We start from the raw sequence: 24,671 nt of genomic DNA on the forward strand, positions 1-24,671 counted from the left end.
GAGGAGCGGCGATGGCGAAGAAGGAGCCCGACGAGACGCGCGAGGGCGTCGCGCTGACCAACCTCGACCAGCCGCTGTACGACGACGCGGAGGCCACCAAGCGCGACCTGGTGGACTACCTCGACGCGGTGCGGGATCGCATCCTCCCCGGCCTGGCCGGGCGCCCGCTCTCGGTGATGCGCGTGCGCCCCGGCCAGCCACCCTTCATGCAGAAGAACCTGCCCAAGTACGCGCCCGACTGGATCGCGACGGTCGGCGTGTGGGCGGAGGCGTCGCACCGCGAGGTGTCCTACCCGCTGTGCGAGGACCGCCGGACGCTGCTGTGGCTGGGCAACCAGCGCTGCGTGGAGTTCCACCCCACGCTCGTCCAGGGCGAGCAGGCGCGCATGACGCACCTGGTGCTCGACCTCGACCCGCCGGAGGGCGACGCGTTCCCGCACGTCGTGCGCGCCGCCCGGCTCGTCGAGCAGGCGCTCTCCGACAGCGGGCTCGCCGGCGCCGTCAAGACGAGTGGCGCCAAGGGCATCCACATCTACGTCCCGCTCGCCGCGGGCGTCGGGATCGAGGACGCCGCGGCCGCCACCCGTGCGCTGGCGGCGCGCGCCGAGCGGCTCGACCCGGACGTCGCCACCACCGCGTACATCCGCGAGGACCGCGAGGGCAAGGTCTTCCTGGACTCCACGCGCGCCGGCGGCGCCACGGTGGTGGCGGCCTACAGCCCGCGGATCCGGCCGGGCGTTCCGGTGTCGTTCCCGGTCGACTGGGCCGAGCTCGAGGCGATCAAGCCCGCCGACTTCACGATCCGCACCGCCCCGGCGCTGCTGGCGGGCGGCGACCCGTGGCACGAGCGGATGCCCGCGCCGCAGGAGCTACCGGCCGACCTGCTGGCCGAGGGGCACGCGATCCCCATCGCCCGGGTGGTCGCCATGCACGAGGGCAAGCGGCGGAAGCGGGCTGCTCAGCAGGAGTGACCGAGCAAGGGCGACTCCGGACGACCCACGCCGCCGGTTCCGCGGCACGGGGGCGACTCCGGGTTGCAGGAAGTCCGTCATGGCCTGGCGGGCGCATGATCGGGCTGCCGCCAGGTCGGCGGGAGGGCACCACAACCACCCCGGGGCGCGCGAGCCGCACGCCACGGCCCTGTCGACGACGCTGCGGTGCGGCTCGCGCGGATCATGCTCGCCGAGGCGCACAGGTGGGCCCGGCGTGGGGCGCTGAGGTGCGGCTGGGGTGATCAACGCCCACTGGTTCGGTGTTGACCATGACCCAGTGGGCGTTGATCTTCGTGCCGGTGGTCGAGCGCGCACTGGCTCATGATCCAACCGGAACCGGTGGGCGTTGATCACTCGCCCGGCGCGGCAGGCTCGCGCGTTGCAGGACTATGCGCAGACCGTCGTGTACTCCTGGTTCGCCACCATGTCGACGTTGTTGTCGGCTTCGGGCGCCAGCGGTCCGCTGCTGCGCGGCGCGATGGTGGCGCGCAGGATCCAGCAGGTGTCGTCATCGCTGCGGGAGTACATCCACTTGGTGTAGTCGGTGTTGTTCGCGAACGCGGACGCCCGGTCGTTCCAGCCCTTCGGGGTCAGCAGGAACCCACCGGCCCACATGAACGCCACCTCGAACCCCGCGTCGCTGCCGTCCGCGTTGTCGAAGATGCAGATCGCCTTGTCCGCGCAGTTGAACGACGCCGTGGCCGCCTGTGCCGGTGCCGCGCCCAGCAGGGCGCCGCCCAGCGCCACCGTCGCGGCGACCGCAGCCGCACCCGCACGATTACCCGAGAACATCGTCAGACTCCCCCACTGTCGTCGTCACCCGGCCCCCGGCCGAGCGACGACAACGCTAAGGGGATCTTCCGGACATCCGCGGGTCGTTTCGGCGATCGTCCAAACAAGATCGACGAGATCACACCCCGGCCGGCACCGAGAGGCCGCTGGTGCTCTGCCGCCAGGCCGTCGGCCGCGCGTGCTCGTCGTGGTGCCCGGCCACCGCGCGCGTGATCGTCACCTTGTCGATCTCACCGCCGAGGTCGCTGATCGCCCGCACCGTCATCGTCGACGTCCCGCCGGGCCGAGCCGGGACCACGTCGACCGTCAGGAACGCGTAGTCGAGGTAGCGCGTCTGCGACCAGTCCACCTTCTCCGGCACCTTCACGCCGCCGGTGCTGGCGATGTAGCTGGTGACGACGGTGCCGGTGTCCGGGTTCGGGCCGCCCCGGTACCGGTCGCCCACCCCGGGCTGCCAGGCGTAGCGCGGCCGTCCCGCCGAGCCGCAGCAGATGTAGGTGGTGCCGTCCTTCGTCGGGTCGATCGTGGAGCCGTCCGGCTTCTGCGCCCCGGACGTGCCGCCCTTGATCGGGTTGGTGCGCTCGTACTGGTGGTTGTGGCCCTGCACGACCAGGTCCACGGAGTACTTGTCGAACAGCGGCGCGAGCGCGGCCCGCACCCCGCCGTCGGAGGCGTGCGAGCTCGACGTCGCGAAGGCGCAGTGGTGGAAGAACGCCACGATGAAGTCGACGCGCGGGTCGGCGCGCAGCTCCCCGAGCCGCTCGGTCACCCAGGCCAGCTGCTTGCCGCCGCTGTAGCCCGCGTTGGTCGGGATCTCCTGCGACAGGTCGTTGGCGTCCAGCGACAGGATCGCGACGTTGCCGTAGACCACCGAGTACACCGACGGGCACGGGCTGGGGCCGGTCTTCGGCAGGTCCAGCCGCGCGGCGTGGCCCGCGTAGCCGTGCGTCGCGCCGCCCGGAGCCCTGTTGTCGTCGTAGAGGGCCTCCATGTCGTGGTTGCCCGTGGCGAAGAGCCACGGCGTGCTGGCCGCGCTCTTCTCGATCGACCCGAAGTACTGCGTCCAGACGGTCGGGTCGAAGTTGTTGAACCCCGAGGCGGCGGTGGCGGGCGCGTTGTTCTTGATCGGCTGCCCGGTCCCGGACGGGTCGGCGTAGCAGATGTCGCCCGCCAGCAGGTGGAACGCGGGCCGCTGCTCGGCGATGAGCGCGACGATCGAGTCCGCGGGCGCGAGCGTGCGCCTGGTGTCGGTCGGTGTGTAGTAGTTGTCGCTGAAACCGGTCTGCCCGTCCGGCGTCGGGTCGGTGCTCACGCCATGGTCGCCGAACGCGGTGAACGTGAACGGCTGCGGCACGCGCCGGTCGGGCGCGGTGGTGAACATCGCGTCCGCCGTGGTCGTGCCGTCCTCGAGCCGGAAGCGGTAGTGGAACGGGCGGCCCGGATCGAGCTTGTCGGCCAGCGCGTGCACGAAGAACTGGTCGGCGGCGCGGATGGTGCCGTTCTGCTGGGGCACCATGCTGATCAGCTCGCGGACCTCGGCCTCGATCGTGGTGCCGTAGTGGCTGTTGTGTCCGATGTCGACGAACACCTTGCCCGTGGGCTTGGCGGTGAGCTCGCCCGCGATCGCCATCTGGCTCGTCGGGTCGTCGCCGAAGCACAGGTGCCGCCCGATCACGGCCACCTCGCTGGTGGCCGCCTGCGCGGCGGAGGCGCGGGCCCACGGCGCCGCGGTCAGCCCGAGCGCGGCGAGCACGCTCGCCCCGCCCTGGAGCGCGGTACGCCTGCTGACGCGGTGCCGGTCGAGGTAGCCGCGCAGCCAGTCCTGCTGCTCACCGATCGTCATCGTCGCGGCCAGCCGCGCGGGCACGCCGACGTCTGGGGTCTCGCCTGGGGGGTTCACGATCACCGCCAGACGATGCAACGTCGGACCTCGTTTCACCCCATCCGGTGAGAAAAGGGTGGGTGAACAGTCGATCATTTCCGGGCGGAAGCACCGAAGGGGGCAAATCGACGCATGGCAGGATAGCGGCATGATTCTCGAGGTTGCCGACTTCAAGGTCCACGCCCACATGGCCGACGATTTCGCGGCGGCGGTGAGCAAGGGGCTGCCCTTCGCACAGGCCACTCCCGGGTTCGTGTCGGCCCGACTGACCCGCAGCATCGAGACGCCCACGCGCTTCGTCCTCCTGATCACCTGGGAGACCGTCGAGGCCCACACGGTCGCCTTCCGGGAGTCGGAGAACTTCCCGCGCTGGCGCGAGATCGTCGGCCCGTTCTTCGACGGACCGCCCACCGTCGAGCACGTGGAAGACGTCGCGGGCACCGGCGCCTGAGAACAGGCTGAGGCTCACCCTCCGCACAGGGTTGCACTTCGCCTAACGTCATGTCGTGCGACCAACTTCGCGGGCATTCGCGCTCGCACTGACCGCCGCTCTGCTGCTCGCCGTACCGGCGACAGCGGCGGCCGCCCCGGCTGACGTTCGCACCGAAACGCTGCGGATCGACGTCGGTGGCACGGATCCGGTGAGCCTCGACAGCACGCTGTACCTGCCTGCTCACACCCCGGCACCGGCGGTGCTCGTGGCCCACGGATTCGGCGGCAGCAAGACCTCGGTCGACGCCGACGCGCGCGACCTCGCCGCCCGCGGGTTCGTCGCGCTCGCCTGGTCGGCCCGCGGGTTCGGCGCGAGCACCGGCCAGATCTCGCTCGACGCGCCGGGCCGGGAGGTCGCCGATGCCCGCGCGCTCGTCGACTGGCTGGCCAAGCGTCCCGACGTCGTGCAGGACGGGCCGAACGACCCGCGCGTCGGCGTCACCGGCGGCTCCTACGGCGGTGCGCTGTCGCTGCTGCTGGCGGGCTACGACAAGCGCGTCGACGCGCTCGCGCCGGTGATCACGTGGAACGACCTCGGGCAGGCGCTGTTCCCCAACGCCGCCGCGGCCGTCGCACCCGCCGTAGACACCCCGGCGCACGGCGCCTTCGCCCCGGACGGGGTGTTCAAGCGCGGCTGGGCCGGCATCTTCTTCTCCGCGGGGCTCGGCCCTGCGCAATCGGCCCCGCCGGGTGCCGCCGGCGCCGCCCCGGCGCCGGTCCCGACCGTGGCGCCCACCCTCACGCCGACCGCCCCGCCCGCGGCACCGAACGGCACCGGACGCGGCACGACGAGCCCACCGGCCACCACCACACCCCCGGCCGCCACGGCGGCGAACCCGATCACCTGCGGCCGGTTCGCACCCGAGGTCTGCGCGGCCTACACCGAGGCGGCCACCGCCGGCCGGCTCTCCCCCGCCACCGCCGACCTGCTGCGGCGCTCATCACCAGCCACCGTCACCGGGATGATCACCGCGCCCACGCTCCTCGTGCAGGGTGAGCAGGACACGCTGTTCGGGCTCGACCAGGCCGACGCCAACGCACGTCAGATCGCCGCGGCGGGCGGCACGGTCAAGGTCCTCTGGTACCCGGGCGGCCACGACGGCGCCGCACCCGACCAGGCTGTGCGCGACGCGATCGGCGCCTGGTTCGACTTCCACCTCGCCCACACCGGCGTCGACCCCGGCACCGGGTTCGGCTATGCCGTGCAGAGCGGGGTCCGTGCCGGCGCCACCACCCCGACGTCGCGCACGGTCGTCGCGACCGCCTATCCCGGACTCGCGGGCACAGGCGCGCTGCAGACCCAGTCGCTCCCGCTCGAGGGCGATCCGCAGACGGTGCTCAACCCCGCGGGCGGCAACCCGGCCGCCATCACCTCGCTGCCGGGGCTCGGCGGGGCGCTGGGCGCCGTGGCGGGCCGGATCTCGGCGGCCACGTCGGAGCTGCCCGGGCAGTCGGCGCAGTTCCGCACCGCTCCGCTCGCGGCGCCGGTACTGCTGGCGGGGGCGCCGCGGGTCACGCTGATGGTCGCGCGGGTGCCCGGTCAGCCCGCGTCCGACGAGGCGATCCTGTTCGCGAAGACCTACGAGGTGACCCCGGACGGCGGCCGCTCGCTGCTGGGCAGTGCGGTCGCGCCGATCCGGGTGCCGGTACCGGCGGACGGGTCGGCCACCGTCACCGTCACCCTGCCCGGTGTGGTCGCCCCGATCGAGGCCGGCAACCGGCTGCTGGTGTCGGTCAGCACCACCGACCAGGGCTTCGCGGGCGCCACCGACCCGGCCGTCTGGCGCATCGCGACGGGCGCCGCTGCCGTCACCGTCCCGGTCGTGCCGGGTGCGGCGGTCACGGCCAACACCGTGCCGCTCGTCCCGCTGATCGGGATCGCGGTCGTGCTCGGCGCGGTGATCATCGCGTGGATCGTGGCGGCACTGCTGCGTCGCCGCCGCGCGTCGCTGACGCAGGCCGCCGTGGACCCCTACGCGCCACCGCTGGAGATCCGCGACCTCGCCAAGACCTACCGCGGCGGGTTCAGCGCGGTGAAGGGCGTGTCGTTCACCGTCGAGTACGGCATGGTGCTCGGCCTGCTCGGGCCCAACGGCGCCGGCAAGACCACCGTCCTGCGCATGCTGATGGGCCTGATCCGCCCGACGGCGGGCTCGATCATGGCGTTCGGGCGGCCGGTCGGCGCCGGCGCGCCCGTGCTCGCGCGGGTCGGCGCGTTCGTCGAGGGGCCCGGCTTCCTGCCGCACCTGTCCGGCGCGGACAACATGCGGCTGTACTGGGCGGCCACGGGCCGCCCGGCCGCCGACTCCTACCTCGAGGACGTGCTCGACATCGCCGGGCTGGGGGCGTCGATCGACCGCAGGGTCGGCACGTACAGCCAGGGCATGCGCCAGCGGCTCGCCATCGCGCAGGCGATGCTGGGGCTGCCGGACCTGCTCGTGCTCGACGAACCGACCAACGGGCTCGACCCGCCCCAGATCCACGCGATGCGCGACGTGCTGCGCCGCTACGCGGAGTCGGGCCGCACCGTGCTGGTCTCCAGCCACCTGCTCGCCGAGGTGGAGCAGACGTGCACGCACGTCGTCGTCATGCACCACGGCAAGGTGGTGGCCGACGGCACCGTCGAGGAGATCATCGCCGGCGGCGGGGCCGCCACGTTCACCGTCGACGAGCCCGCTCGCGCGGCAGCCGTGCTGAGCGGCATCGCCGGCGTGCACGAGGTGTCCGTCGAGGGCGCGGCCGTGCATGCCGAGCTCAACGGCACGCCGCGGTCGTCGGCCGTGCGGGCGCTGGTCACGGCGGGCGTCGACGTCGCGTCGGCAGGCCCGCGGCGGCGGCTCGAGGACGCGTTCCTGCAGCTGGTCGGAGAGGACAGGGAGCCGTGAGCGCCGACGTGGGCACCGAGCCGGAGTACGACGACGACGTCGAGCTCGACGAGTTCGATCTGGACGACGTGGGCTACCGCCCCTGGCGCACCCTGCCGCTGCGCGTCGAGCTGGTGCGCCAGCTCAAGCGCCGCCGAACCCAGGTGGCGTTCGCGCTGGTGGCGCTGCTGCCGGTGATCCTGTGGATCGCGTTCACGGTGGCGCCGAGCTCGCCGCCGAGCGGCTCGCTCAACCTCGTCGACCTCGCCAAGATCAGCGGTGGCAACTTCGCCGTGTTCGCGCTGTTCGCATCGGCGTCGTTCCTGCTGGTGGTGGTCGTGGCGCTGTTCTTCGGCGACACGGTGGCCGCGGAGGCGTCGTGGTCGAGCCTGCGTTACCTGCTGGCGGCACCGATCCCCCGCGCCCGGCTGCTGCGGCAGAAGGCGATCGTGTCAGCGGCGCTCGCGCTGGCGGCGCTGCTCGTGCTGCCGGTGATGGCGCTGCTGGTCGGCGGGCTCGCCTACGGCACGGGTGACGTCGTCAGCCCCACCGGGGAGTCGCTGTCGTTCTGGACGGGGGCCGGACGGATCCTGCTCGGCGCGGTCTACCTCGCGGTGCACCTGAGCTGGGTGGCCGCGCTCGCGATGCTGCTGTCGGTGAGCACGGACGCCCCGCTCGGGGCCGTCGGCGGGGCGGTGATGGTGTCGATCGTGTCGCAGATCCTCAACCAGATCACCGCGCTGGAGGACCTGCGCGACTACCTCCCCACCCGCTTCGCCACGGCCTGGTCGGACCTGTTGGCCGACCAGATCGACTGGGGCAACATGACACGAGGGGTGTTCAGCGCGGTGACCTACGCGGCGGTGTTCGGGTCGCTGGCGATCTGGCGCTTCCGGCGCAAGGACGTCACGAGCTGACGAGCGGCTCGCTCGGGCGCTGCTCGCGCAGGTAGCCGGGCGGGACGGCCGCCGTCAGCCAGACGCCGTTGGCGCTGACCCGGAACGCGTGGCCGTCGGCCTGCATCGCGGCGGCGTCGACGACCAGCACGACGGGAGCGCCCCGGCGGGCCCCGACCCGCTCCGCGGTGTCGCGCGTCGCCGAGAGGTGGACGTCGTGGCGCGCCATCGGGCGCAGCCCCTCGCGGCGGATCGCGTCGAGGAACCGGGCGACCGTGCCGTGGAAGAGCACCTCGGGCGGCACTGCAACCGGCAGGTCGAGTTCGACGGCCACGCTGTGGCCCTGGTTGGCGCGGATGCGTGGCCCTTCGATGACGAAGCGCTGCTTGTCGCTGGTGCGCACCACCTCGTCGAGGTCGGCGCGGGTGACGCCGCCGAGCGCGGCGAGCAGGACGTCGACGTCGACCCAGCCGCCCGCGTCCAGCTGCAGCCCGATCTTCTCCGGGGCGTGGCGCAGGTGCAGCGACAGGCGCTTCGAGAGCCGTGTGCGCGCGTGGTCGTCCATCAGGCGATGATCGCGCATCACCGTGGCGAGGGCAGCCGGATTGTCTCCCGGCCGCCGTTCCCGGATCGCAGCATGGTGGCCATCCTGCGATCTGACGCTGGGATGGCCACCATGCTGCAGTTCGGGAGCGCTGCAGTTCGGGAGCGCTGCAGCAGCACAGCCTCAGTGCGACGGCGTCGACGTCACCACCACCGGTTCCGGCGCCACCGGCACCACGGCCTTCGCCGCCCGGGGTGTCCCCAGCAGCACCCCGAAGACGATCACCGCCGCGGAGATCAGCTCGACGACGCTCGGCCGCTCCCCCAGCACCGCAGCGGCGAGCGCGATCCCGACCACCGGCACGAGCAGCGAGTACGGCGCGACCACGCCCGCGTTGTGGCGGCGCATGAGCGAGGTCCAGATGCCGGCGCCGAGGACCGTCGCGATCACCGCGATGTAGGCGACCGCGAGCACGCCCGGCAACCCGGCGGGAGTGACGGCCTCCTGCAGCGCACGCCACCCCGCGTCCGGCCCCTCGGTGATCCACGACGCCACGAGCAGCGGGATCGGCGGGATCACCGACATCCAGAGCGTCAGGTGCAGCGGGTTGGGTGCCGGAACGCCTGGTTCGACGTCGGCGACGGCTCGGCGGCTCGCGAGGTTGCCCAACGCCCAGCCCAGCGCGCCACACAGCGTCAGTACCACCGGCAGCAGCGCCGCGGTCTGCGCGCGCGCCACGGCGATCGCCGCCATGCCCAGGACGGCGAGCCCGATGCCGATGCCCTGGCGGCGCCCGATCCGCTCCCGCAGCAGCGCCGCACCGAGCAGCACCGTGAACGGCGCGGAGGCCTGCAGCACCAACGACGCGAGGCCCGTCGGCATGCCGTTGGCCATCGCGATGAACAGGAACAGGAACTGCAGGGTGCCGAACCCGACGCCGTAGCCGAGCAGCCAGCGCAGCTTGACCCGCGGGCGCGGCACGAACAGCACCGTCGGGATCGCGATCACCGCGAAGCGCAGCGCGGCGAGGAACAGCGGCGGGAAGTGCTCGAGGCCGATGTGGATCGCGAGGAAGTTCGCGCCCCAGAGCACGGCGACGAAGACGGCGAGCAGACGATCGCGGGAGGACACCCGTCCAGCGTCCGACGCTTCGACCCGGAAGACAATCGATAAGAATTGAACAATCTCTTTAGACTTGCTTCATGAACGTCACACGCCTGCGGGTCCTGCGCGAGCTGGCCGATCGCGGCTCCGTCACCGCGGTGGCAGCAGCGCTGTCGTTCACACCGTCGGCGATATCGCAGCAGCTCAAGGCGCTGGCGGAGGAGGTCGGGCTGCCACTCACCGAGCCGGCAGGCCGCGGGCTGCGGCTCACCGAGGCCGGCCGGGCGCTGGCGGCGGAGGCCGAGGGGGTGCTCACCGCGATCGCCCGCGCCGACGCCGCGGTCGAGCACCTGCGCACCACGCCCAGCGGGCCGGTGCGGATGGCGATCTTCCAGTCCGGGGCGCGGATGATGCTCGCCGGGCTGCTCGCCCGCCTCGATGCCGTGCCCGAGGTGGACCTGCAGTGCCGCGACGTCGACATGATCTCGTCCGACATCCCGGCGCTCACCGCCGAGTTCGACATCGTCATCGCCCATCGCGACGAGCAGGCACCGCCCTACGACGCCCGCGGCCGCGTGGTGGTGCCACTGATGCGCGAGCCGCTCGACATCGCGCTGCCGCCGGGCCACCGGCTGACCCGGCTCCGCCCGCTGCACCTCGCCGACCTGGTCGGCGAGCCGTGGATCAGCGTGAACGTCGGGTGGCCGGTGGACGACGTGCTGCGCTCGCTCGCGGTGCAGACCGGTGTCGCCCCGCGCGTGGTGCAGCGGATCAACGACTTCGCGGTGACCGAGGAGCTCGTGGCCGCCGGCCGCGGGCTCGCCCTGCTCCCCCGCTACTCCACCGACTTCCGGCGCGGCCGCAAGATCGTGCGCCGAACGCTCGCCGGCGTCCGGGCGGCCCGGCTGGTGGAGGCGGTGCTGCGCACGAGCGCGGCCGAACGTCCCGCCGTGGCCACGGTGCTCGCCGCCGTGCAGGCCGAGGCCGCGGAGATCGTCCGCACCCGCTGACCGCGCGGTCAGATCACCTCGAGTGTGTCGGCATCGAGCGACGACGTGTGGCCGCTGCCGCTCGCCACGTCCTGGTACCAGAACGCCGTGGAGGCGATGTCGTCCTGCAGCGGCAGGTAGCGGCCTCCGGAGCGCCAGCCCAGCGCCTGGATGTCGACGCGCAGGTCGGTGGCGAAGCGGATCGGGTCGGCGACGTGCCAGCGGTACATGCCGAAGCGCGTCTGGCTGCGGTGCACGCCGTCGGGCTGGATCGCCTGGTGGAAGCCCAGGTAGGGCGTGGTGTAGGTCTGGTAGCCGGTGCCGGGGCCCTGGAAGCACCACGCCCCGCCGACGTAGTCCTCGGTGCCGGTGCCGCAGATCGTCGGGTGCTCCTCGTCGCCGTCGAGGTAGAACTTGATCTCGCCCTCGCCCCACCAGCCCTGGTTGTTGGAGCCCCAGGCGAGGTAGGTGCCGACGTAGTGCCCGGCGCCGACGATCCCGTCGAGGATCGGGTGGGTGGTCAGGTACGGCAGCGGGTTGCTGCGCCGCCAGGTGGCGTGCAGGTACGCGACGTCGGCCGGCACCTCCTGCAGCGAGTACGTGACCTGGTAGTACACGCCGGCATCGCCGGTGCCGATGTTCTCCAGCGTGATCCGCGCGTTGTGGCGGAAGGGCATCTCCCAGTAGGAGTTGAGCCCGCCGTGCGCGTTGACGGCGATCGGCAACGACGAGAGCTGGGCGAACTCGCACCAGCCCTGGCCGAAGAAGTCGCCCAGCGGCGTGGCCACCGCGGGCTCGTCGGACCCGTCCCAGTAGCAGCGCAGCACGATGTTGCGCCACTGGCTCGGGTGCACGGTGATCCAGATGTGCTGGACGACGCCCGGGCCCGTCATCTCCGCGATCGTGGTGGTGGTGCCGCCGGCGATCTGGATCGACGGCGAGATCTTCCAGCCGAGCCCGAGGTCGCGCCCCGCCTCGGCGCCGGTGCCGCGGGTGGCGCGCGCACCGCCTCCGACGCGGCCGTCCGGGTTCTCGGCGCTGATCGACCGGGTACGGGCCGACGAGAGGCGGGCGAGGCCGCCGAGTGCAGGGATCGACATCGGCCCTGTCTACCGCATGCCGGTGACGGTGATCACTGCAGGCAGAACTCGTTGCCCTCCGGGTCCTGCAGCACGATCCAGTGCCCGGCGTCCTCGTTCACCTCGCCGATCACGGTGGCGCCCGCCGCCACGAGCTGCGCGGCGTGGCGCCGGACGGCTCCCCACCGGTCGACGGCCCCGTGACCGGCGTTGATGTCGAGGTGCAGGCGGTTCTTGACGACCTTCGACTCGGGGACGCGCTGGAACAGCACCCGCGGCCCCATCCCGGACGGGTCGATGACCGCGGTGTACTGGGCCAGCTCCCCCGCGGGGACGTAACCGGGCAGTGGCGGCTGCAGGACGTAGCCGAGTGCGACCGCCCAGAAGGCGGCCATCCGTTGGGGGTCCCGGGCATCGACGGTGATCTGCAGGGGAATCGCCATGGGCGAATTGTGCCGGAGCGGAGGTGGATGTTCAGCCGGTCGGACGCAACCGCTTCGGCAGTTTGGCCACGATCGCGGCGTACGAGCCGTCGATGAGCTCGCGCAGCTCGTCGTCGGGGACCGTGCCGTCGAGGGCGATGCTGTTCCAGCCGTGCCGCCCGATGTAGGCCATGATCGTGACCGCGTCCGGGTAGGCGAGGCGCAGCTCACCCGACTCGTCGAGGTCGCTCCCGCACTTGAGCCCGATGCCCTCGCCGCCCAGGAAGGCGAAGATCTTGCCGCCGACCTTGGCCACCAGGTCGTTCTCCCAGGGCTGGTCGGGCACGGCGCCCGGCTTGGCCAGGCAGTACGCCACCGCCTCGTCGTGGTTCACGACACCTCCACGCGGCCGGCCGGATGGAGCACCGTGGCGGAGCGCCGCCGCCACGCCAGCCACATCAGCACGAAGAGCACCACGGTGTACCAGACGTAGGTGCTCCCGATCACCTGTTGCAGCGCCGTCCAGTGCATCTCGTTGTCGCCTGCCCTGGGCAGTCCCTGCTGGTGCGGCGCGATCACGAACACCGCGGCCGTGACCACCGTGGCGACCGCCCAGCCGAGCGAGCGGAACCGCCAGGCCGTGGCCGCCATGACCAGCAGCGCCGGCGCGATCCACACCCAGTGGTGCGACCAGGACGTCGGCGACACGAGCAGCCCGACGCCGGCCGTCGCCACCATCGCCAGCGGCGCCGAGCCCTGGCGGATGACGGGGGCGGCGATCAGCACCAGCACCGCCGAGAGCGCCAGCCAGCAGACCGTGCGCGTGGTGCCGTCGACGCCCATGCGCACCAGCACCGCCTGGAACGTCTGGTTGGTGAAGAACGGCGACGCGCTGACCCCGCCCGCCGGGTTGTGCAGCCAGAACGTGAGCGACGCCGACGGCGCGAGCGCGAACCCGATGGCCGTTGCCACCGCCCCGGAGACGGCGGCGATCGCGGCCGAGCGGTAGTCGCGGCGCAGCAGGAAGTACAGCACGAACACCGCGGGTGTCAGCTTGATCGCCGCGGCGATGCCGATGAGGGTGCCGCGGGGCCACTTCGGGCGCAGTACCAGGCAGTCGAGCGCGACGAGCGCCATCAGCAGCAGGTTGATCTGGCCGAACTCGATGGTCTGCAGCACCGGTTCGAGCGCGATCGGTGGGCCGCCCGGTGGCGGGTTGGCGAAGTCGATGTCCTTGCCCGGCTGCACCGCCAACGCCAGCGGCAGCAGGATCGACATGACCGACAAGGCGCCGCCGGGCCCGCCCGACGGCCACAGCCGCCGCGCGGTGACGTAGAGCGTGGCGCCCAGCGACAGCACCGACAGCGCCAGCAGCGTGACCCAGGACGCGAGCCACGACACCACGGCCAGCGGCACCATCAGCACCGCGGCGAACGGCGGGTAGATGAACGGCAGCGCGATGTGGCCCGACGTCTCCGGCAGCGGGCCGTACATGTCGCCGCCCGCGAGCCAGGCCTGCACGCCGAAGCGGTAGACCTCGAGGTCGATGTGGCGCCCACCGGTGTGGATCACCAGGCCGACGAGCACCAGTGCCAGCAGCGGGATCGTGACGGGCAGGATCCGGCGCGGCGCCCGCAGCTGCGCCAGCAGCCACGGTCGCGTCCAGGTGGCCGACTGGCCGGTCGCCGTCACGGTGTCGTCCCCCTCCGTCACCGGCCACGGTATCCGGTGGAACGAGCGCGGCCTCAGGTGAGGGGGCGGTGCGCCGTCTCAGGCAGCCGGAGGTAGACGACGAGACCGAACACCGCGAGCACCACGACGTAGTACGGGAACAGTTCGGGACGGCCCAGCTGCGTGAGCCAGGTGGCGAGGAACGGTGCGGTGCCCCCGAAGACGGCGACGGTGAGCGAGTACGGGAACCCGATGCCGGACGCCCGCACGTGCCCGGGGAACAGCTCGGCGTTGACCGCGGCCGCGATCGCGGTGTAGCCGGTGAGCAGCACCATCCCCGCGCACTGCACGAGCAGCAACGACAGGAACGATCCGATGACGGCGAGCAACGGGATCAGCAGCAGGGCGAAGCCTGCCGCGAAGACGATCAGGAACGGCTTGCGGCCCCAGCGGTCGGACAGGATGCCGCCCAGCGGCTGGAGAACGGCGAAGAAGGCGAGCGCGATGGTGCTGGCCAGGGTGGCATCGGCCACGCTGAAACCGTAGTTGACCTGCGCGTACGTGGCGAAGTACGTGGTCCACGTGTAGTAGGTGACGGTGCCGGCCACGGTGACCGCGGCGATCAGCACCGACTGGCGCGGGTAGCGGCGCAGCGCCGTGAACAGTGGCGGTCGCTTGCCGGCGGCGAGATCGGCCTGCGCGGGATGGGTCTCGTCGGCGCTGCGGCGGATCCACACGCCGACGAGCGCGATCACGGCGCCGACGACGAACGGGATGCGCCAGCCCCAGCTCGCCATGTCGGGCTTGGCCACCGTGACGGCGAGCAGGGCAGTGAGCCCCGACGCCACGAGCTGGCCGATGGTGGTGGACACGTACTGGAAGCTCGAGAACAGGCCGCGCCGCCCGGTGGGCGCCGACTCGACGAGGAACGTGGTGGAGGCGGCGAACTCACCGCCGACCGACAGCCCCTGCACCAGCCGGGCGATCACCAGCAGGATCGGCGCGAGCACCCCGACCTGGTCGTAGGTGGGCAGGATCGCCATCAGCAGGCTGCCGCCACCCATCAGCAGGATGGTGGCGGTGAGCGCACCGCGCCTGCCGATCCGGTCGGCGAGCGAGCCCAGCAGCAGCCCGCCCAGTGGCCGCATGAAGAAGCCGACGGCGAACACCGCGAACGCGTTGAGCAGCGGCACCAGCGGATCGTCCGTGGAGGCCGGGAACACCTGGGTGGAGAAGTAGACGGCCAGGAACGAGTAGGCGTACCAGTCGTACCACTCCACGGCGTTGCCGATCGACGCCGCCACCAGCTGCCGGACCGGGCGCCGCACCTGCACCGCGTCGATCTCCGCCTGCTCCGCCATGCGACCCCCCGCGCTCGGTTGCCGAACTCTGCCTCGACAACCGGAGGACGGCAACCGGAAAGTGCGGGTTACTTGATGCCGGCAGCGTCCATCCCCCGCAGCTCCTTCTTCAGATCCTGGATCTCGTCGCGTAGGCGTGCGGCGAGCTCGAACTGGAGATCGCGAGCGGCGCCCAGCATCTGGTCGGACAGGTTCTGGACCAGGTCGGCCAGCTCCGCGCGGGGCATGTTCTTGGTGTCGCGACCGGTGACGATGCCCGAGCTCGCCGAGGCGCGGCCCGGTTCACCCGCGGCGCGCTTGCCGCGGGACTGGTTGCGGCCCGATCCGCCGACCGGGATCTCGCTGTCCTCGGCCTCCTTGTAGACCTGGTCGAGGATGTCGGCGATCTTCTTGCGCAGCGGCTGCGGATCGACGCCCCGCTCCTCGTTGTAGGCCACCTGCTTGGCGCGGCGCCGGTCGGTCTCGTCGATGGCGTGCTGCATCGAGTCGGTGACCTTGTCGGCGTACATGTGGACCTCGCCGGACACGTTACGGGCGGCGCGGCCGATGGTCTGGATCAGCGACGTGCCGGACCTCAGGAAGCCCTCCTTGTCGGCGTCGAGGATGGCCACCAGCGACACCTCGGGCAGGTCGAGACCCTCCCGCAGCAGGTTGATGCCGACGAGCACGTCGTAGTCGCCAAGGCGCAGTTGCCGCAGCAGCTCGATGCGCCGCAGCGTGTCGACCTCCGAGTGCAGGTAGCGCACCCGGATGCCGAGCTCGAGCAGGTAGTCGGTGAGGTCCTCTGCCATCTTCTTGGTGAGCGTGGTGACCAGCACCCGCTCGTCACGCTCGGCCCGCTCGCGGATCTCGTGCACGAGGTCGTCGATCTGGCCCTTCGTCGGCTTGATCACGACCTTCGGGTCGACCAGGCCGGTGGGCCGGATGACCTGCTCGACGAACTCGCCGCCGGTGCGCTGCATCTCGTAGGGGCCCGGGGTGGCCGAGAGGTAGACCGTCTGGCCGATCCGATCGGCGAACTCCTCCCAGGTGAGCGGCCGGTTGTCGACCGCGGACGGGAGCCGGAAGCCGAAGTCGACGAGGTTGCGCTTGCGCGACATGTCGCCCTCGTACATCCCGCCGATCTGCGGGACCGTCTGGTGGGACTCGTCGATGACCAGCAGGAAGTCGTCGGGGAAGTAGTCGATCAGGGTGGCCGGGGCCGTGCCGGCGCCACGACCGTCGATGTGGCGCGAGTAGTTCTCGATGCCGGAGCAGAACCCGACCTGGCGGATCATCTCCAGGTCGTACTGGGTGCGCATGCGCAGCCGCTGCGCCTCCAGGAGCTTGCCCTGGCGCTCCAGCTCGGCGAGCCGCTCGGCCAGCTCGGCCTCGATGTCGCGCACGGCGCGCTCCATGCGCTCCGGGCCCGCGACGTAGTGGGTGGCCGGGAAGATCCGCAGGTCGTCGACCTGCCGCACGACGTCGCCGGTGAGCGGGTGCAGGTAGTAGAGCGACTCGATCTCGTCGCCGAAGAACTCGATGCGGATGGCGAGCTCTTCGTAGGCCGGGATGATCTCGACCGTGTCGCCGCGCACCCGGAACGTGCCGCGGCTGAACGCCATGTCGTTGCGCGTGTACTGGACGTCGACGAGCGCGCGCAGCAGCTGATCGCGATCGACGGTGCCCCCGACCTCCAGCTTGACCGACCGGTCGAGGTAGGACTGCGGCGTGCCGAGGCCGTAGATGCACGACACCGACGCGACCACGACGACGTCGCGGCGCGAGAGCAGGTTGTGCGTGGCGGAGTGGCGCAGCCGCTCGACGTCCTCGTTGATCGAGGAGTCCTTCTCGATGTAGGTGTCGGTCTGCGCGATGTACGCCTCGGGCTGGTAGTAGTCGTAGTACGAGACGAAGTACTCGACGGCGTTGTGCGGGAGCATCTCGCGCAGCTCGTTGGCCAGCTGCGCCGCGAGCGTCTTGTTGGGCGCCATCACCAGCGTGGGCCGCTGCAGCTTCTCGATGAGCCAGGCCGTGGTGGCCGACTTGCCCGTGCCGGTGGCGCCGAGCAGCACGATGTCCTGCTCGCCCGCGCGGATGCGCTTCTCGAGCTCCTCGATGGCCGCGGGCTGATCGCCCGCCGGCTTGAACTCGCTGACGACCTCGAACCGCCCGCCCCGGCGCGGGATGTCGCTGACGGGGCGGTGCTCGGAGTGGGCGATCGGGATGTCCTGCATCGCCGCGCTGCCGGGAACCTCTGTTGCGAATGCCACGCCTCCAAGAGTACGAGCCTCCACCGACAAGTTCTGACAGGATCAGGATGGTGCACCCGCCGAAGATCGTCACCTTCGACGTCCCTGCCAGCATCAACATCGACACCAAGGGCGTGGAACGCCCGGTGGAGACCTACCGCGAGACACCGTTCGGCCTCTACATGAGCCGGGCGATGGTCGGTCGGCCCACCGCGCACTGGATCGAGTCGTGGCTGCTGCCCGACCTCGGGCTCTGCGTCACCGACTGGTGGTGGAACCCCGGTCATGCCCGCGACCAGGACTTCTACCTCGACCTGTGCGAGATCGTGCGCGACGGCGACCGCTGGCACCTCACCGACCACTACCTCGACATCGTCGTGCAGCAGCGACGCGGCGCCGAGGTGATCGACGTGGACGAGTTCGTGGCGGCCGTCGCGCTGGGGCTGCTGGCGCCGGCCGCGGCCGAGGCGGCCATGCACCGGACGCACCGGGCGATGGCGGGGCTGGCCGCGCACGGCTACGACCTGGATGCCTGGCTAGCGGAGTCCGGCATCGCGTTGAGCTGGAAGGTGCGGGGCTGAGCGGAGGCGCGACCGGCCCCGGAACGTCCAGCGGGGTGACATCACTGACGTCCGACGTCAGTGATGTCACCCCGCTGGAGTCGAGAACGGGTCAGATCAGGCGGCAGGGTTTCCCTGGATGGCCGCGTCGGCCGGGTTGGAGCCGGACGTGGAGGCCGGAGCTGACGAGGTGACCGTCGACGACGGCGGAGCCGTCGGCTTCGGGGTCTTCGTCGGCTTCGGCGGCGTCGTCGTCGGATCCGGTGTGCCCTCGGGCTGGGCGGTCGTTGTCACCACAACCGGCGGCGGCGTGGTCACCACGACCGGCGGCGGCACGACCACCGGCGGCGGGACGACGACCGGGGCCTTGGTGACCCGCGGTGCGACCGGACGAGGGGCCGGAGCGGGCTTGGCCTTCTCCTCCGTGGTCGGATCCGGAACCACCTCGGGCACCGGCACGTGCGCGGCCTCGACGGTGGGCGGCAGCGACGGGTCGGCGGCGGGTGCGACGGCCGCCGTGGCGACGGTGGGCTCGCTCGTGGACGCCTGAGCCACCGCGGTGATGCCCCCCAGAGCACCGACGGTGAGCACTGCAGCGGCCGCGGCCGTGCTGGCGCGGTTCAGGGTGCCGGCGCGACGGATCACACCGTCCACCGGCGGCAAGGTGACCGCTGCCGCGAGCTCGTCGTCCATGCGACGGAACTCGCCGGTCATCCGGTCGAACGCGTCGGTCACCGGTACTCCCCCTCCTCGTCGTACACGTCGCCCTCGTAGGGCTGTTCGCCCGGCATGCCGAGCACTTCGGGCAGCACGTCGGCCAGGCCCTCCGTGACGACGTGCCGCGCTCGGGACAGCCGGGCCTGGATGGTGCCCGGCGACACCTGCTCGACAGCAGCGATCTCGGCGAGCGGCGCGCCCGCCATGTGGAACAGCACGACGCAGCGGCGCTCGGGCGCCGGCAGCCTGCCGAGCGCGGCCAGCATCGCGGCGGTGCGCGGATCGACGCCGTCGGCGACCGGCGCGTGGCGCCCGATGCCGAACCGGTTGAGCACCCGCCGCCAGCTCCGGACCGTGGAACGCACCGCGACGCGGCGGATCCATGCGGTGGGATCGTCGGTGCGGCTGATCGTGGCCCAGTTGCGCCATGCGCGCGAGTACGCGTCCTGCACGACGTCGTGGGCCTCGCCCGGGTCGAGCGTGATGGCGTAGAGCTGCGCGACCAGGCGCTGGTAGTTGGCCTCGAGGTGGGCGCCGAAGTCGACGCGCAGCTGCGCGGGCGACGCCGCGGGGCCGTCCTGCTCGACGTGCGCGTACACCTGGTGCGGCACGGCGTCGGGAGCAGCGGCATCGGCCGCCTTGCTCACCAGCACCGTGGGCTCGACGTCGAGATCGACATCGGAAACGCCGTCGCCGGAGTCGGACCGGTGGTCGACCAGTGCGCTCACCCTCTCGTCCTCCCGCTCCTCCGGTGCCACCGCGGTGGCTCTCCGTAACCCCGCGCGTCACACGTTCAGGGAATGCCTCGTCCCTCCATCGTGACGGCGCAGCATTGCGTTACGGGTCCGGTGGTCTGATCAGTCCAACGACGGCGACCACCCCGAGGATGCGGCCCAACGTTCGGCCCGTGGCTCCGCGGCGTCGAACCACGGCTCCTTCTCCTCGGCGTACCGGGCGGCATCGGCGTCGCCCGCGTACCGGGCGGCGGTCGCGATCTTCAAGTCCCGGTACTCGTCGCGGGCGGCGGTGTCGGCCCGCAGCCAGTCGCGCAACAGCAGCGCGTAGCGCCACCCGGGCGATCCGACCTCACGAACGTGCAGGTGGACGACCCGACCGGGATCGGCCGAGCCGTGGTAGCGCTTGGGCATCGGCGCCGACCCCGGCGGCTTGGGGTTGTCCCAGGCGATGTCCGGGCGGGCCGGGAACCCGGCGTCCTGCAGCGCGTCGCGCGCGGCGTCGGCATCCGCCAGCGAGGCGACGCCGAGCTGGAGGTCGATGATGTCCTTCGCCGGTAGGCCGGGCACCGCGGTGGAGCCGATGTGGGCCACTCCACGCCCGTGGCCGGCAGCCGCGGCCGCGACCCGCGCCGCCAACCGCCGCCCGGCGGTCACCCATCCGGGTTGCGGCTCGGCGATCAGCGGCGATCCGCCCCGCGTCGGACGGCGCAGCCGCAGGTTCTCCTCGAACGGGACGAGCCGCTGCGACCACAGCGCATCCACCGTGGCCTCGATGTCGGCCGGGACGCCACCGTTGTCGAGCCAGACGTCGGCCGCCGCACGACGCGCCTCGTCATCGGCCTGCGCGGCGATCCGGGCCCTGGCGTCGGACTCGGGCATGCCCCGCTGCTCGACGAGCCGACGCACCCGCACCTCGGCGTCGGCATCGACGACGACCACCAGCGGGAACAGCGGCGACATCCCGCTCTCGACGAGCAACGGCACGTCCTGCACCACCACCGCGTCCGACGGGGCCGCTGCCAGCAGCTCGTCGGAACGCTGCCGCACGAGCGGGTGCACGATGCCGTTGAGCTGCTTGCGGGAGGTGTCGTCGCCGAAGACGACCGCGGCCAGCGCGGGACGGTCCAGCTCGCCGTCGGGCCGCAGCACGCCGTCGCCGAACGCGGCGACGATCTCCTGCAGTCCCGGCGTGCCCGCTGCCACCACCTCGCGGGCCAGCACATCGGAGTCGATCAGCACCGCCCCGCGGGCGACGAGCCGCCTGGCGACCGTCGACTTGCCCGAACCGATTCCGCCGGTCAGCCCCACGCGCAACACCCCGGCACCGTACCGCGGTGCCGACCGCCGCCCCCGCGCCCCCGGCTGCGGGCGAGCGGGCCTCAGTAGCCGGGGCCGGCCGCCTTGGGCGGGTTGGCACCGGGTGCGGCGCTGGGGCTCGGCGGGGGTGTCGCGGGCGATCCCGCCGGTGCACCCGTCGGGGCCGGGGGCGCGGCGCCCACCTCGGGCATCGTGGCGAGCACGCGCACGGCGAGGTCCTTGAGCACGTCGTCGCGGGTCCGGGCGCCCGGGAGCTTGCCGTTCGGCAGCAGCAGCGTGACGGTGCCCGTGCCGTAGACCGCCGACAGCTCCGCCTCGTCGCGGCGCTGGAACAGCACCGCCGTCGCGGCGCCGATCATGAGGTCCTGCCGGTCGCCGTCGCTCGCGTCCACGTTGATCTGCCACTGCTTGAGCGCGGCCGCGCGGTCCTGGAACGCCGTGGCCGCGACGCTCAGCAGCGCCTTGCCACGCACCGGGTTGGCGGTGCCGCTGTAGCTGCAGTCGACACGCTCGGTGCGTCCCGAGTCGGCCAGCGGCACGCCGATGATGGTGCGGACCGCCACCGAGTTCAGCGGCAGGCCCAGCAGCGCGCCGAGATCGGTCACCGACAGCAGCGCGGGGCAGTCGTCGGGGATCACCCCGACCTTCGCTGCCGCGGTGGCGGTGGCCGAGGTGGAGCCCGAGGTCGGGAACAGCGGCACGGCAGGCCCGGGGACGGGGGCGGCGCACGCGGCGGTGAGGAGTGCGGCGAGCGCGATGGCACCGATCCGAGCACGACGTCGTGCGATCGAAACCCACCCCCCGTGCATGTCGCCACGGTAGAGCGAACCGCGCCCGGGGCTCACCCGACGCGCCCGTCGGATCACCGAACGTTCACCCGGAAACGCCGGACGGCCCCGGCAACCTGTGGGGTTGCCGGGGCCGTCCGGGATGTTGCGTCTAGCGGTTGGTCACGCGCCGCCGGAGAGCTTCTCGCGCAGAGCCGCGAGCTGCTCGTCGCTGGCCAGCGAACCACCGGTCTCGGCCGGGGCACCGCCCGCGGGAGCCGACGAGTAGCTGGTGCCGGTGGCACCCTCGACCGCAGCCTCGGCCTCGGCCTCGGCTGCCTTCTTGAGCTGCGTGATGTGCTGCTCGAAGCGGGTGTGCGCCTCGGCGTACTGGCGCTCCCACTCCTCGCGCTGGCTCTCGAAGCCTTCCTGCCAGTCGCCGGTCTCGACGTCGAAGCCCTCGGGGTAGATGTAGTTCCCCTGGTCGTCGTACTCGGCGGCCATGCCGTAGCGCGTGGGGTCGAACTCGGTCTCGACCGTCATGCCCTCGTTGGCCTGCTTGAGCGACAGCGAGATGCGGCGGCGGTCCAGGTCGATGTCGATGACCTTGACCATGGCGTCGTCGCCGACCTGCACGACCTGCTCCGGGATCTCCACGTGGCGCTCGGCCAGCTCGGAGATGTGCACCAGGCCCTCGATGCCCTCCTCGACGCGGACGAACGCGCCGAAGGGAACCAGCTTGGTGACCTTGCCCGGCACGATCTGACCGATCGCGTGGGTGCGGGCGTACAGGCGCCACGGGTCTTCCTGCGTGGCCTTGAGCGACAGCGAGACGCGCTCGCGGTCCAGGTCGACGTCGAGAACCTCGACGGTGACCTCCTGGCCGACCTCGACGACCTCGGACGGGTGGTCGATGTGCTTCCAGGACAGCTCGGAGACGTGCACCAGACCGTCGACACCACCGAGGTCGACGAACGCACCGAAGTTGACCACCGAGGACACGACGCCCTTGCGCACCTGGCCGCGCGCCAGCTGGTTGAGGAACTCGCTGCGCACCTCGGACTGGGTCTGCTCCAGCCACGCCCGGCGGGACAGGACCACGTTGTTGCGGTTCTTGTCCAGCTCGATGATCTTGGCCTCGATCTTGCGGCCGACGTACGGCTGCAGATCGCGCACGCGGCGCATCTCGACCAGCGAGGCCGGGAGGAAGCCGCGGAGCCCGATGTCCAGGATCAGGCCGCCCTTGACGACCTCGATGACCGTGCCCTCGACCGGCTCGTCGGCCTCCTTGAGGGCCTCGATCGTGCCCCAGGCGCGCTCGTACTGCGCGCGCTTCTTGGACAGGATCAGCCGGCCTTCCTTGTCCTCCTTCTGGAGGACGAGGGCCTCGACGTGCTCTCCGACCGACACGACATCGGCGGGGTCGACATCGTGCTTGATCGAGAGTTCCCGCGAGGGGATGACGCCCTCGGTCTTGTAGCCGATGTCGAGCAGGACCTCGTCACGGTCGACCTTGACGATGGTGCCTTCGACGATGTCGCCATCGTTGAAGTACTTGATCGTCAGGTCGATGGCTGCGAGGAAGTCCTCCTCCGACCCGATGTCGTTGATGGCGACCTGCGGGGCCGTGTGGGTCGGGGCGGCGGTGGTGTCGGTGGACATGTAGTGGGGTGCTCCGGTTATGGATGGATTGGTGGTGCGGACCTGGTGGTGTTCGTCTCGTGACGTGGTGCTGTCACCCTTGCTCGTGGAACGTGGTGAAGAAGGCTGCAAGAAGATCAACGCGCGGCGATCGCGAAGACTGCCGGGGACCCCACGATCGAGGTCTGCGACGTTGACCACAATGCGAATTCCATGGTACGCGGGGCCCGATCACCACGGCAATGCGGGTACCCCCCTGCGAGCTGCCAATATCCTCGCATGACGGCCGAAGAGTTGCTGGGCACGGTGGGGGTTGCGCGGCGGTCGGTTGGTGCCGGGGAGTCGCAGCGCGCCAGCCGCCTCTGGTGGGACGCGGACGCGGCCGACTACCTGCAGGAACACGGCTCCGACATCGGTGATGCCGAGTTCGTCTGGGGGCCGGAGGGGCTCCGTGAGGACGACGCCGGGCTGCTCGGTGACGTCGCCGGCAAGCGGGTGCTGGAGGTCGGGGCCGGGTCGGCGCCGTGCGCGCGCTGGCTCGCCGCCCACGGCGCCCGCGCGGTGGCGCTGGACCTGTCGGGCGCGATGCTCCGCCACGCCGCCGCGCTGGGCGAATCGACCGGGATCTCCGTTCCGCTGGTGCAGGCCGGCGCCGAGCAGCTGCCGTTCGTCGACGCGTCGTTCGACATCGCCTGCTCGGCGTTCGGCGCGGTGCCGTTCGTGGCCGACCCGCGCCACGTGATGCGCGAGGTGGCCAGGGTGCTGCGCCCCGGCGGGCGCTGGGTGTTCGCCGTCAACCACCCGATGCGCTGGATGTTCTCCGACGACCCCGGGCCCGACGGGCTGGTGGTGCAGCAGTCCTACTTCGACCGCACGCCCTACGTCGAGGTCGACGAGACCGGCGCCGCCACCTACGTCGAGCACCACCGGACGCTCGGCGACCGCGTCCGTGACGTCGTGGCGGCCGGGTTCGTGCTCACCGACATCGTCGAGCCCGAATGGCCGGAGGGGCGCGAGCGGGTGTGGGGCCAGTGGTCACCGCTGCGCGGGGCGCTGTTCCCCGGCACCGCGATCTTCGTGTGCACGCGGCCGCTGACATAGGGTTCCCGAATGCCGATCGACCCCGCGGACCTGCAGCAGTCCGCCGACGTCCCCGAACAGCTCGCCGACCGCATGGGCATCGAGATCCTCAAGCTGAGCCTCGAGGAGGTCGTCGGCCGGCTCCCGGTCGCGGGCAACAAGCAGCCGTTCGGGCTGCTGCACGGCGGAGCGAGCGCCGTGCTCGCCGAGTCCCTCGGCTCCACCCTCTCGGCACTGCACGCGCTGCCGGAGCGCTTCCCGGTCGGGCTCGAGCTCTCCTGCACCCACCACCGCTCCGCCACCGAGGGCTACGTCACCGGCGTGGCCCGGCCCCTCCACGTCGGGCGCAGCACGTCCACCACGGAGATCGTGATCACCGACGAGCAGGGCCGCCGCACCTGCACGGCGAAGCTCACCTGCCTGCACCGCGACTCCCGGCCGACCAGCCCCAGCGCTTAGGTCGGCGGGTGGGCACAGCAACCACCGGCGTGTGCGGTCGGGGCGCCCGCCGCCGAGCGCGCACTGGCTCATGA

23 protein-coding genes are annotated in these 24,671 nt (G+C 71.9%); 8 read left to right on the top strand and 15 right to left on the bottom strand.

Annotation, left to right across the window (positions count from 1 at the left end):
• Nucleotides 1–11 precede the first annotated feature (11 nt).
• Nucleotides 12–971, top strand: coding sequence for a DNA polymerase domain-containing protein (locus ACFPFQ_RS39620; RefSeq protein ID WP_379628386.1), 960 nt, complete (start codon nt 12–14; stop codon nt 969–971).
• A gap of 408 nt (nt 972–1,379) precedes the next feature.
• Here the strand turns inward: ACFPFQ_RS39620 and ACFPFQ_RS39625 are convergent, their stop codons facing one another.
• Together ACFPFQ_RS39625 and ACFPFQ_RS39630 are read right to left on the bottom strand one after the other, a co-directional pair.
• On the bottom strand, nt 1,380–1,784 hold the full coding sequence (locus ACFPFQ_RS39625) for a peptidase inhibitor family I36 protein (RefSeq protein ID WP_379628388.1): 405 nt from the start codon (nt 1,782–1,784) through the stop codon (nt 1,380–1,382).
• Nucleotides 1,785–1,902: 118 nt separating this feature from the next.
• Complete coding sequence (locus tag ACFPFQ_RS39630) at nt 1,903–3,690, bottom strand: metallophosphoesterase (protein ID WP_379628390.1); 1,788 nt, start codon at nt 3,688–3,690, stop codon at nt 1,903–1,905.
• Between the two features lie 124 nt (nt 3,691–3,814).
• On the opposite strand from ACFPFQ_RS39630, the gene ACFPFQ_RS39635 reads away from it, so the two are divergent.
• The 3 genes from ACFPFQ_RS39635 to ACFPFQ_RS39645 are packed head-to-tail and all read left to right on the top strand — an operon-like array spanning nt 3,815 to nt 7,939.
• The gene (locus tag ACFPFQ_RS39635) at nt 3,815–4,117 is read left to right on the top strand and encodes an antibiotic biosynthesis monooxygenase family protein (RefSeq protein ID WP_379628391.1); all 303 of its coding nucleotides are present in this window, start codon (nt 3,815–3,817) and stop codon (nt 4,115–4,117) included.
• Nucleotides 4,118–4,172: 55 nt separating this feature from the next.
• The gene (locus tag ACFPFQ_RS39640; RefSeq protein WP_379628393.1) at nt 4,173–7,043 is read left to right on the top strand and encodes an alpha/beta fold hydrolase; all 2,871 of its coding nucleotides are present in this window, start codon (nt 4,173–4,175) and stop codon (nt 7,041–7,043) included.
• The gene (locus ACFPFQ_RS39645; protein ID WP_379628394.1) at nt 7,040–7,939 is read left to right on the top strand and encodes an ABC transporter permease; all 900 of its coding nucleotides are present in this window, start codon (nt 7,040–7,042) and stop codon (nt 7,937–7,939) included. The genes ACFPFQ_RS39640 and ACFPFQ_RS39645 overlap by 4 nt, the downstream gene beginning before the upstream one ends.
• Here the strand turns inward: ACFPFQ_RS39645 and ACFPFQ_RS39650 are convergent.
• Both ACFPFQ_RS39650 and ACFPFQ_RS39655 read right to left on the bottom strand, forming a co-directional pair.
• On the bottom strand, nt 7,929–8,483 hold the full coding sequence (locus ACFPFQ_RS39650; protein ID WP_379628396.1) for an RNA 2'-phosphotransferase: 555 nt from the start codon (nt 8,481–8,483) through the stop codon (nt 7,929–7,931). The genes ACFPFQ_RS39645 and ACFPFQ_RS39650 overlap by 11 nt on opposite strands.
• A 162-nt stretch (nt 8,484–8,645) precedes the next feature.
• Nucleotides 8,646–9,593 carry an EamA family transporter gene (locus tag ACFPFQ_RS39655; protein WP_379628398.1) on the bottom strand — a complete coding sequence of 316 codons (948 nt, stop codon included), beginning with the start codon at nt 9,591–9,593 and terminating at the stop codon, nt 8,646–8,648.
• 71 nt (nt 9,594–9,664) lie between these two features.
• Between ACFPFQ_RS39655 and ACFPFQ_RS39660 the strand changes: the two genes are divergently transcribed.
• On the top strand, nt 9,665–10,576 hold the full coding sequence (locus ACFPFQ_RS39660) for a LysR family transcriptional regulator (RefSeq protein ID WP_379628399.1): 912 nt from the start codon (nt 9,665–9,667) through the stop codon (nt 10,574–10,576).
• Between the two features lie 8 nt (nt 10,577–10,584).
• Here the strand turns inward: ACFPFQ_RS39660 and ACFPFQ_RS39665 are convergent, their stop codons facing one another.
• The 6 genes from ACFPFQ_RS39665 to uvrB form a co-directional block, all read right to left on the bottom strand.
• Nucleotides 10,585–11,655, bottom strand: coding sequence for a glycoside hydrolase family 172 protein (locus ACFPFQ_RS39665; protein WP_379628401.1), 1,071 nt, complete (start codon nt 11,653–11,655; stop codon nt 10,585–10,587).
• Nucleotides 11,656–11,687: 32 nt separating this feature from the next.
• Entirely contained in the window at nt 11,688–12,077 is a 390-nt protein-coding gene (locus tag ACFPFQ_RS39670) for a VOC family protein (protein WP_379628402.1), read from the bottom strand.
• A 31-nt stretch (nt 12,078–12,108) separates the two neighbouring features.
• A complete protein-coding gene (locus tag ACFPFQ_RS39675) occupies nt 12,109–12,450 on the bottom strand; it encodes an MmcQ/YjbR family DNA-binding protein (RefSeq protein ID WP_379628403.1) in 342 nt (113 codons plus the stop codon).
• Complete coding sequence (locus tag ACFPFQ_RS39680) at nt 12,447–13,769, bottom strand: glycosyltransferase 87 family protein (protein WP_379628404.1); 1,323 nt, start codon at nt 13,767–13,769, stop codon at nt 12,447–12,449. The genes ACFPFQ_RS39675 and ACFPFQ_RS39680 overlap by 4 nt, the downstream gene beginning before the upstream one ends.
• Nucleotides 13,770–13,801: 32 nt before the next feature.
• Entirely contained in the window at nt 13,802–15,088 is a 1,287-nt protein-coding gene (locus ACFPFQ_RS39685; protein ID WP_379628405.1) for an MFS transporter, read from the bottom strand.
• 68 nt (nt 15,089–15,156) lie between these two features.
• A complete protein-coding gene (uvrB, locus tag ACFPFQ_RS39690; RefSeq protein ID WP_379628406.1) occupies nt 15,157–17,340 on the bottom strand; it encodes an excinuclease ABC subunit UvrB in 2,184 nt (727 codons plus the stop codon).
• A 47-nt stretch (nt 17,341–17,387) separates the two neighbouring features.
• On the opposite strand from uvrB, the gene ACFPFQ_RS39695 reads away from it, so the two are divergent.
• Entirely contained in the window at nt 17,388–17,900 is a 513-nt protein-coding gene (locus tag ACFPFQ_RS39695) for a DUF402 domain-containing protein (protein WP_379628407.1), read from the top strand.
• 96 nt (nt 17,901–17,996) lie between these two features.
• On the opposite strand, the gene ACFPFQ_RS39700 is transcribed toward ACFPFQ_RS39695, so the two are convergent.
• The 5 genes from ACFPFQ_RS39700 to rpsA all read right to left on the bottom strand — a co-directional run bounded on the left by ACFPFQ_RS39700 (nt 17,997) and on the right by rpsA (nt 23,079).
• Nucleotides 17,997–18,614 (bottom strand): hypothetical protein, encoded by a 618-nt coding sequence (locus ACFPFQ_RS39700; protein ID WP_379628408.1) that lies wholly within the window; start codon nt 18,612–18,614, stop codon nt 17,997–17,999.
• Entirely contained in the window at nt 18,611–19,324 is a 714-nt protein-coding gene (locus ACFPFQ_RS39705; RefSeq protein ID WP_379628409.1) for an RNA polymerase sigma factor, read from the bottom strand. The genes ACFPFQ_RS39700 and ACFPFQ_RS39705 overlap by 4 nt, the downstream gene beginning before the upstream one ends.
• Before the next feature lie 129 nt (nt 19,325–19,453).
• Complete coding sequence (coaE, locus tag ACFPFQ_RS39710) at nt 19,454–20,650, bottom strand: dephospho-CoA kinase (RefSeq protein WP_379628410.1); 1,197 nt, start codon at nt 20,648–20,650, stop codon at nt 19,454–19,456.
• Nucleotides 20,651–20,712: 62 nt separating this feature from the next.
• Nucleotides 20,713–21,459 carry a hypothetical protein gene (locus tag ACFPFQ_RS39715; RefSeq protein ID WP_379628411.1) on the bottom strand — a complete coding sequence of 249 codons (747 nt, stop codon included), beginning with the start codon at nt 21,457–21,459 and terminating at the stop codon, nt 20,713–20,715.
• 141 nt (nt 21,460–21,600) lie between these two features.
• On the bottom strand, nt 21,601–23,079 hold the full coding sequence (gene rpsA / locus ACFPFQ_RS39720; protein WP_379628412.1) for a 30S ribosomal protein S1: 1,479 nt from the start codon (nt 23,077–23,079) through the stop codon (nt 21,601–21,603).
• A gap of 258 nt (nt 23,080–23,337) precedes the next feature.
• Between rpsA and ACFPFQ_RS39725 the strand changes: the two genes are divergently transcribed.
• Nucleotides 23,338–24,159: a class I SAM-dependent methyltransferase gene (locus ACFPFQ_RS39725; protein ID WP_379628413.1), complete on the top strand. Its 822-nt coding sequence runs from the start codon at nt 23,338–23,340 to the stop codon at nt 24,157–24,159.
• Nucleotides 24,160–24,168: 9 nt separating this feature from the next.
• The gene (locus ACFPFQ_RS39730) at nt 24,169–24,597 is read left to right on the top strand and encodes a PaaI family thioesterase (RefSeq protein ID WP_379628414.1); all 429 of its coding nucleotides are present in this window, start codon (nt 24,169–24,171) and stop codon (nt 24,595–24,597) included.
• Nucleotides 24,598–24,671 lie beyond the last annotated feature (74 nt).

It is taken from the genome of Pseudonocardia sp. GCM10023141, assembly GCF_042653605.1.

Coding starts and splice junctions, on each gene's coding strand:
- ACFPFQ_RS39620 (WP_379628386.1), top strand. CDS start 12: ATGGCGAAGAAGGAGCCCGACGAGACGCGCGAGGGCGTCGCGCTGACC.
- ACFPFQ_RS39625 (WP_379628388.1), bottom strand. CDS start 1,784: ATGTTCTCGGGTAATCGTGCGGGTGCGGCTGCGGTCGCCGCGACGGTG.
- ACFPFQ_RS39635 (WP_379628391.1), top strand. CDS start 3,815: ATGATTCTCGAGGTTGCCGACTTCAAGGTCCACGCCCACATGGCCGAC.
- ACFPFQ_RS39650 (WP_379628396.1), bottom strand. CDS start 8,483: ATGGACGACCACGCGCGCACACGGCTCTCGAAGCGCCTGTCGCTGCAC.
- ACFPFQ_RS39660 (WP_379628399.1), top strand. CDS start 9,665: ATGAACGTCACACGCCTGCGGGTCCTGCGCGAGCTGGCCGATCGCGGC.
- ACFPFQ_RS39665 (WP_379628401.1), bottom strand. CDS start 11,655: ATGTCGATCCCTGCACTCGGCGGCCTCGCCCGCCTCTCGTCGGCCCGT.
- ACFPFQ_RS39670 (WP_379628402.1), bottom strand. CDS start 12,077: ATGGCGATTCCCCTGCAGATCACCGTCGATGCCCGGGACCCCCAACGG.
- ACFPFQ_RS39685 (WP_379628405.1), bottom strand. CDS start 15,088: ATGGCGGAGCAGGCGGAGATCGACGCGGTGCAGGTGCGGCGCCCGGTC.
- ACFPFQ_RS39695 (WP_379628407.1), top strand. CDS start 17,388: ATGGTGCACCCGCCGAAGATCGTCACCTTCGACGTCCCTGCCAGCATC.
- ACFPFQ_RS39715 (WP_379628411.1), bottom strand. CDS start 21,459: ATGCACGGGGGGTGGGTTTCGATCGCACGACGTCGTGCTCGGATCGGT.
- rpsA (WP_379628412.1), bottom strand. CDS start 23,079: ATGTCCACCGACACCACCGCCGCCCCGACCCACACGGCCCCGCAGGTC.
- ACFPFQ_RS39725 (WP_379628413.1), top strand. CDS start 23,338: ATGACGGCCGAAGAGTTGCTGGGCACGGTGGGGGTTGCGCGGCGGTCG.
- ACFPFQ_RS39730 (WP_379628414.1), top strand. CDS start 24,169: ATGCCGATCGACCCCGCGGACCTGCAGCAGTCCGCCGACGTCCCCGAA.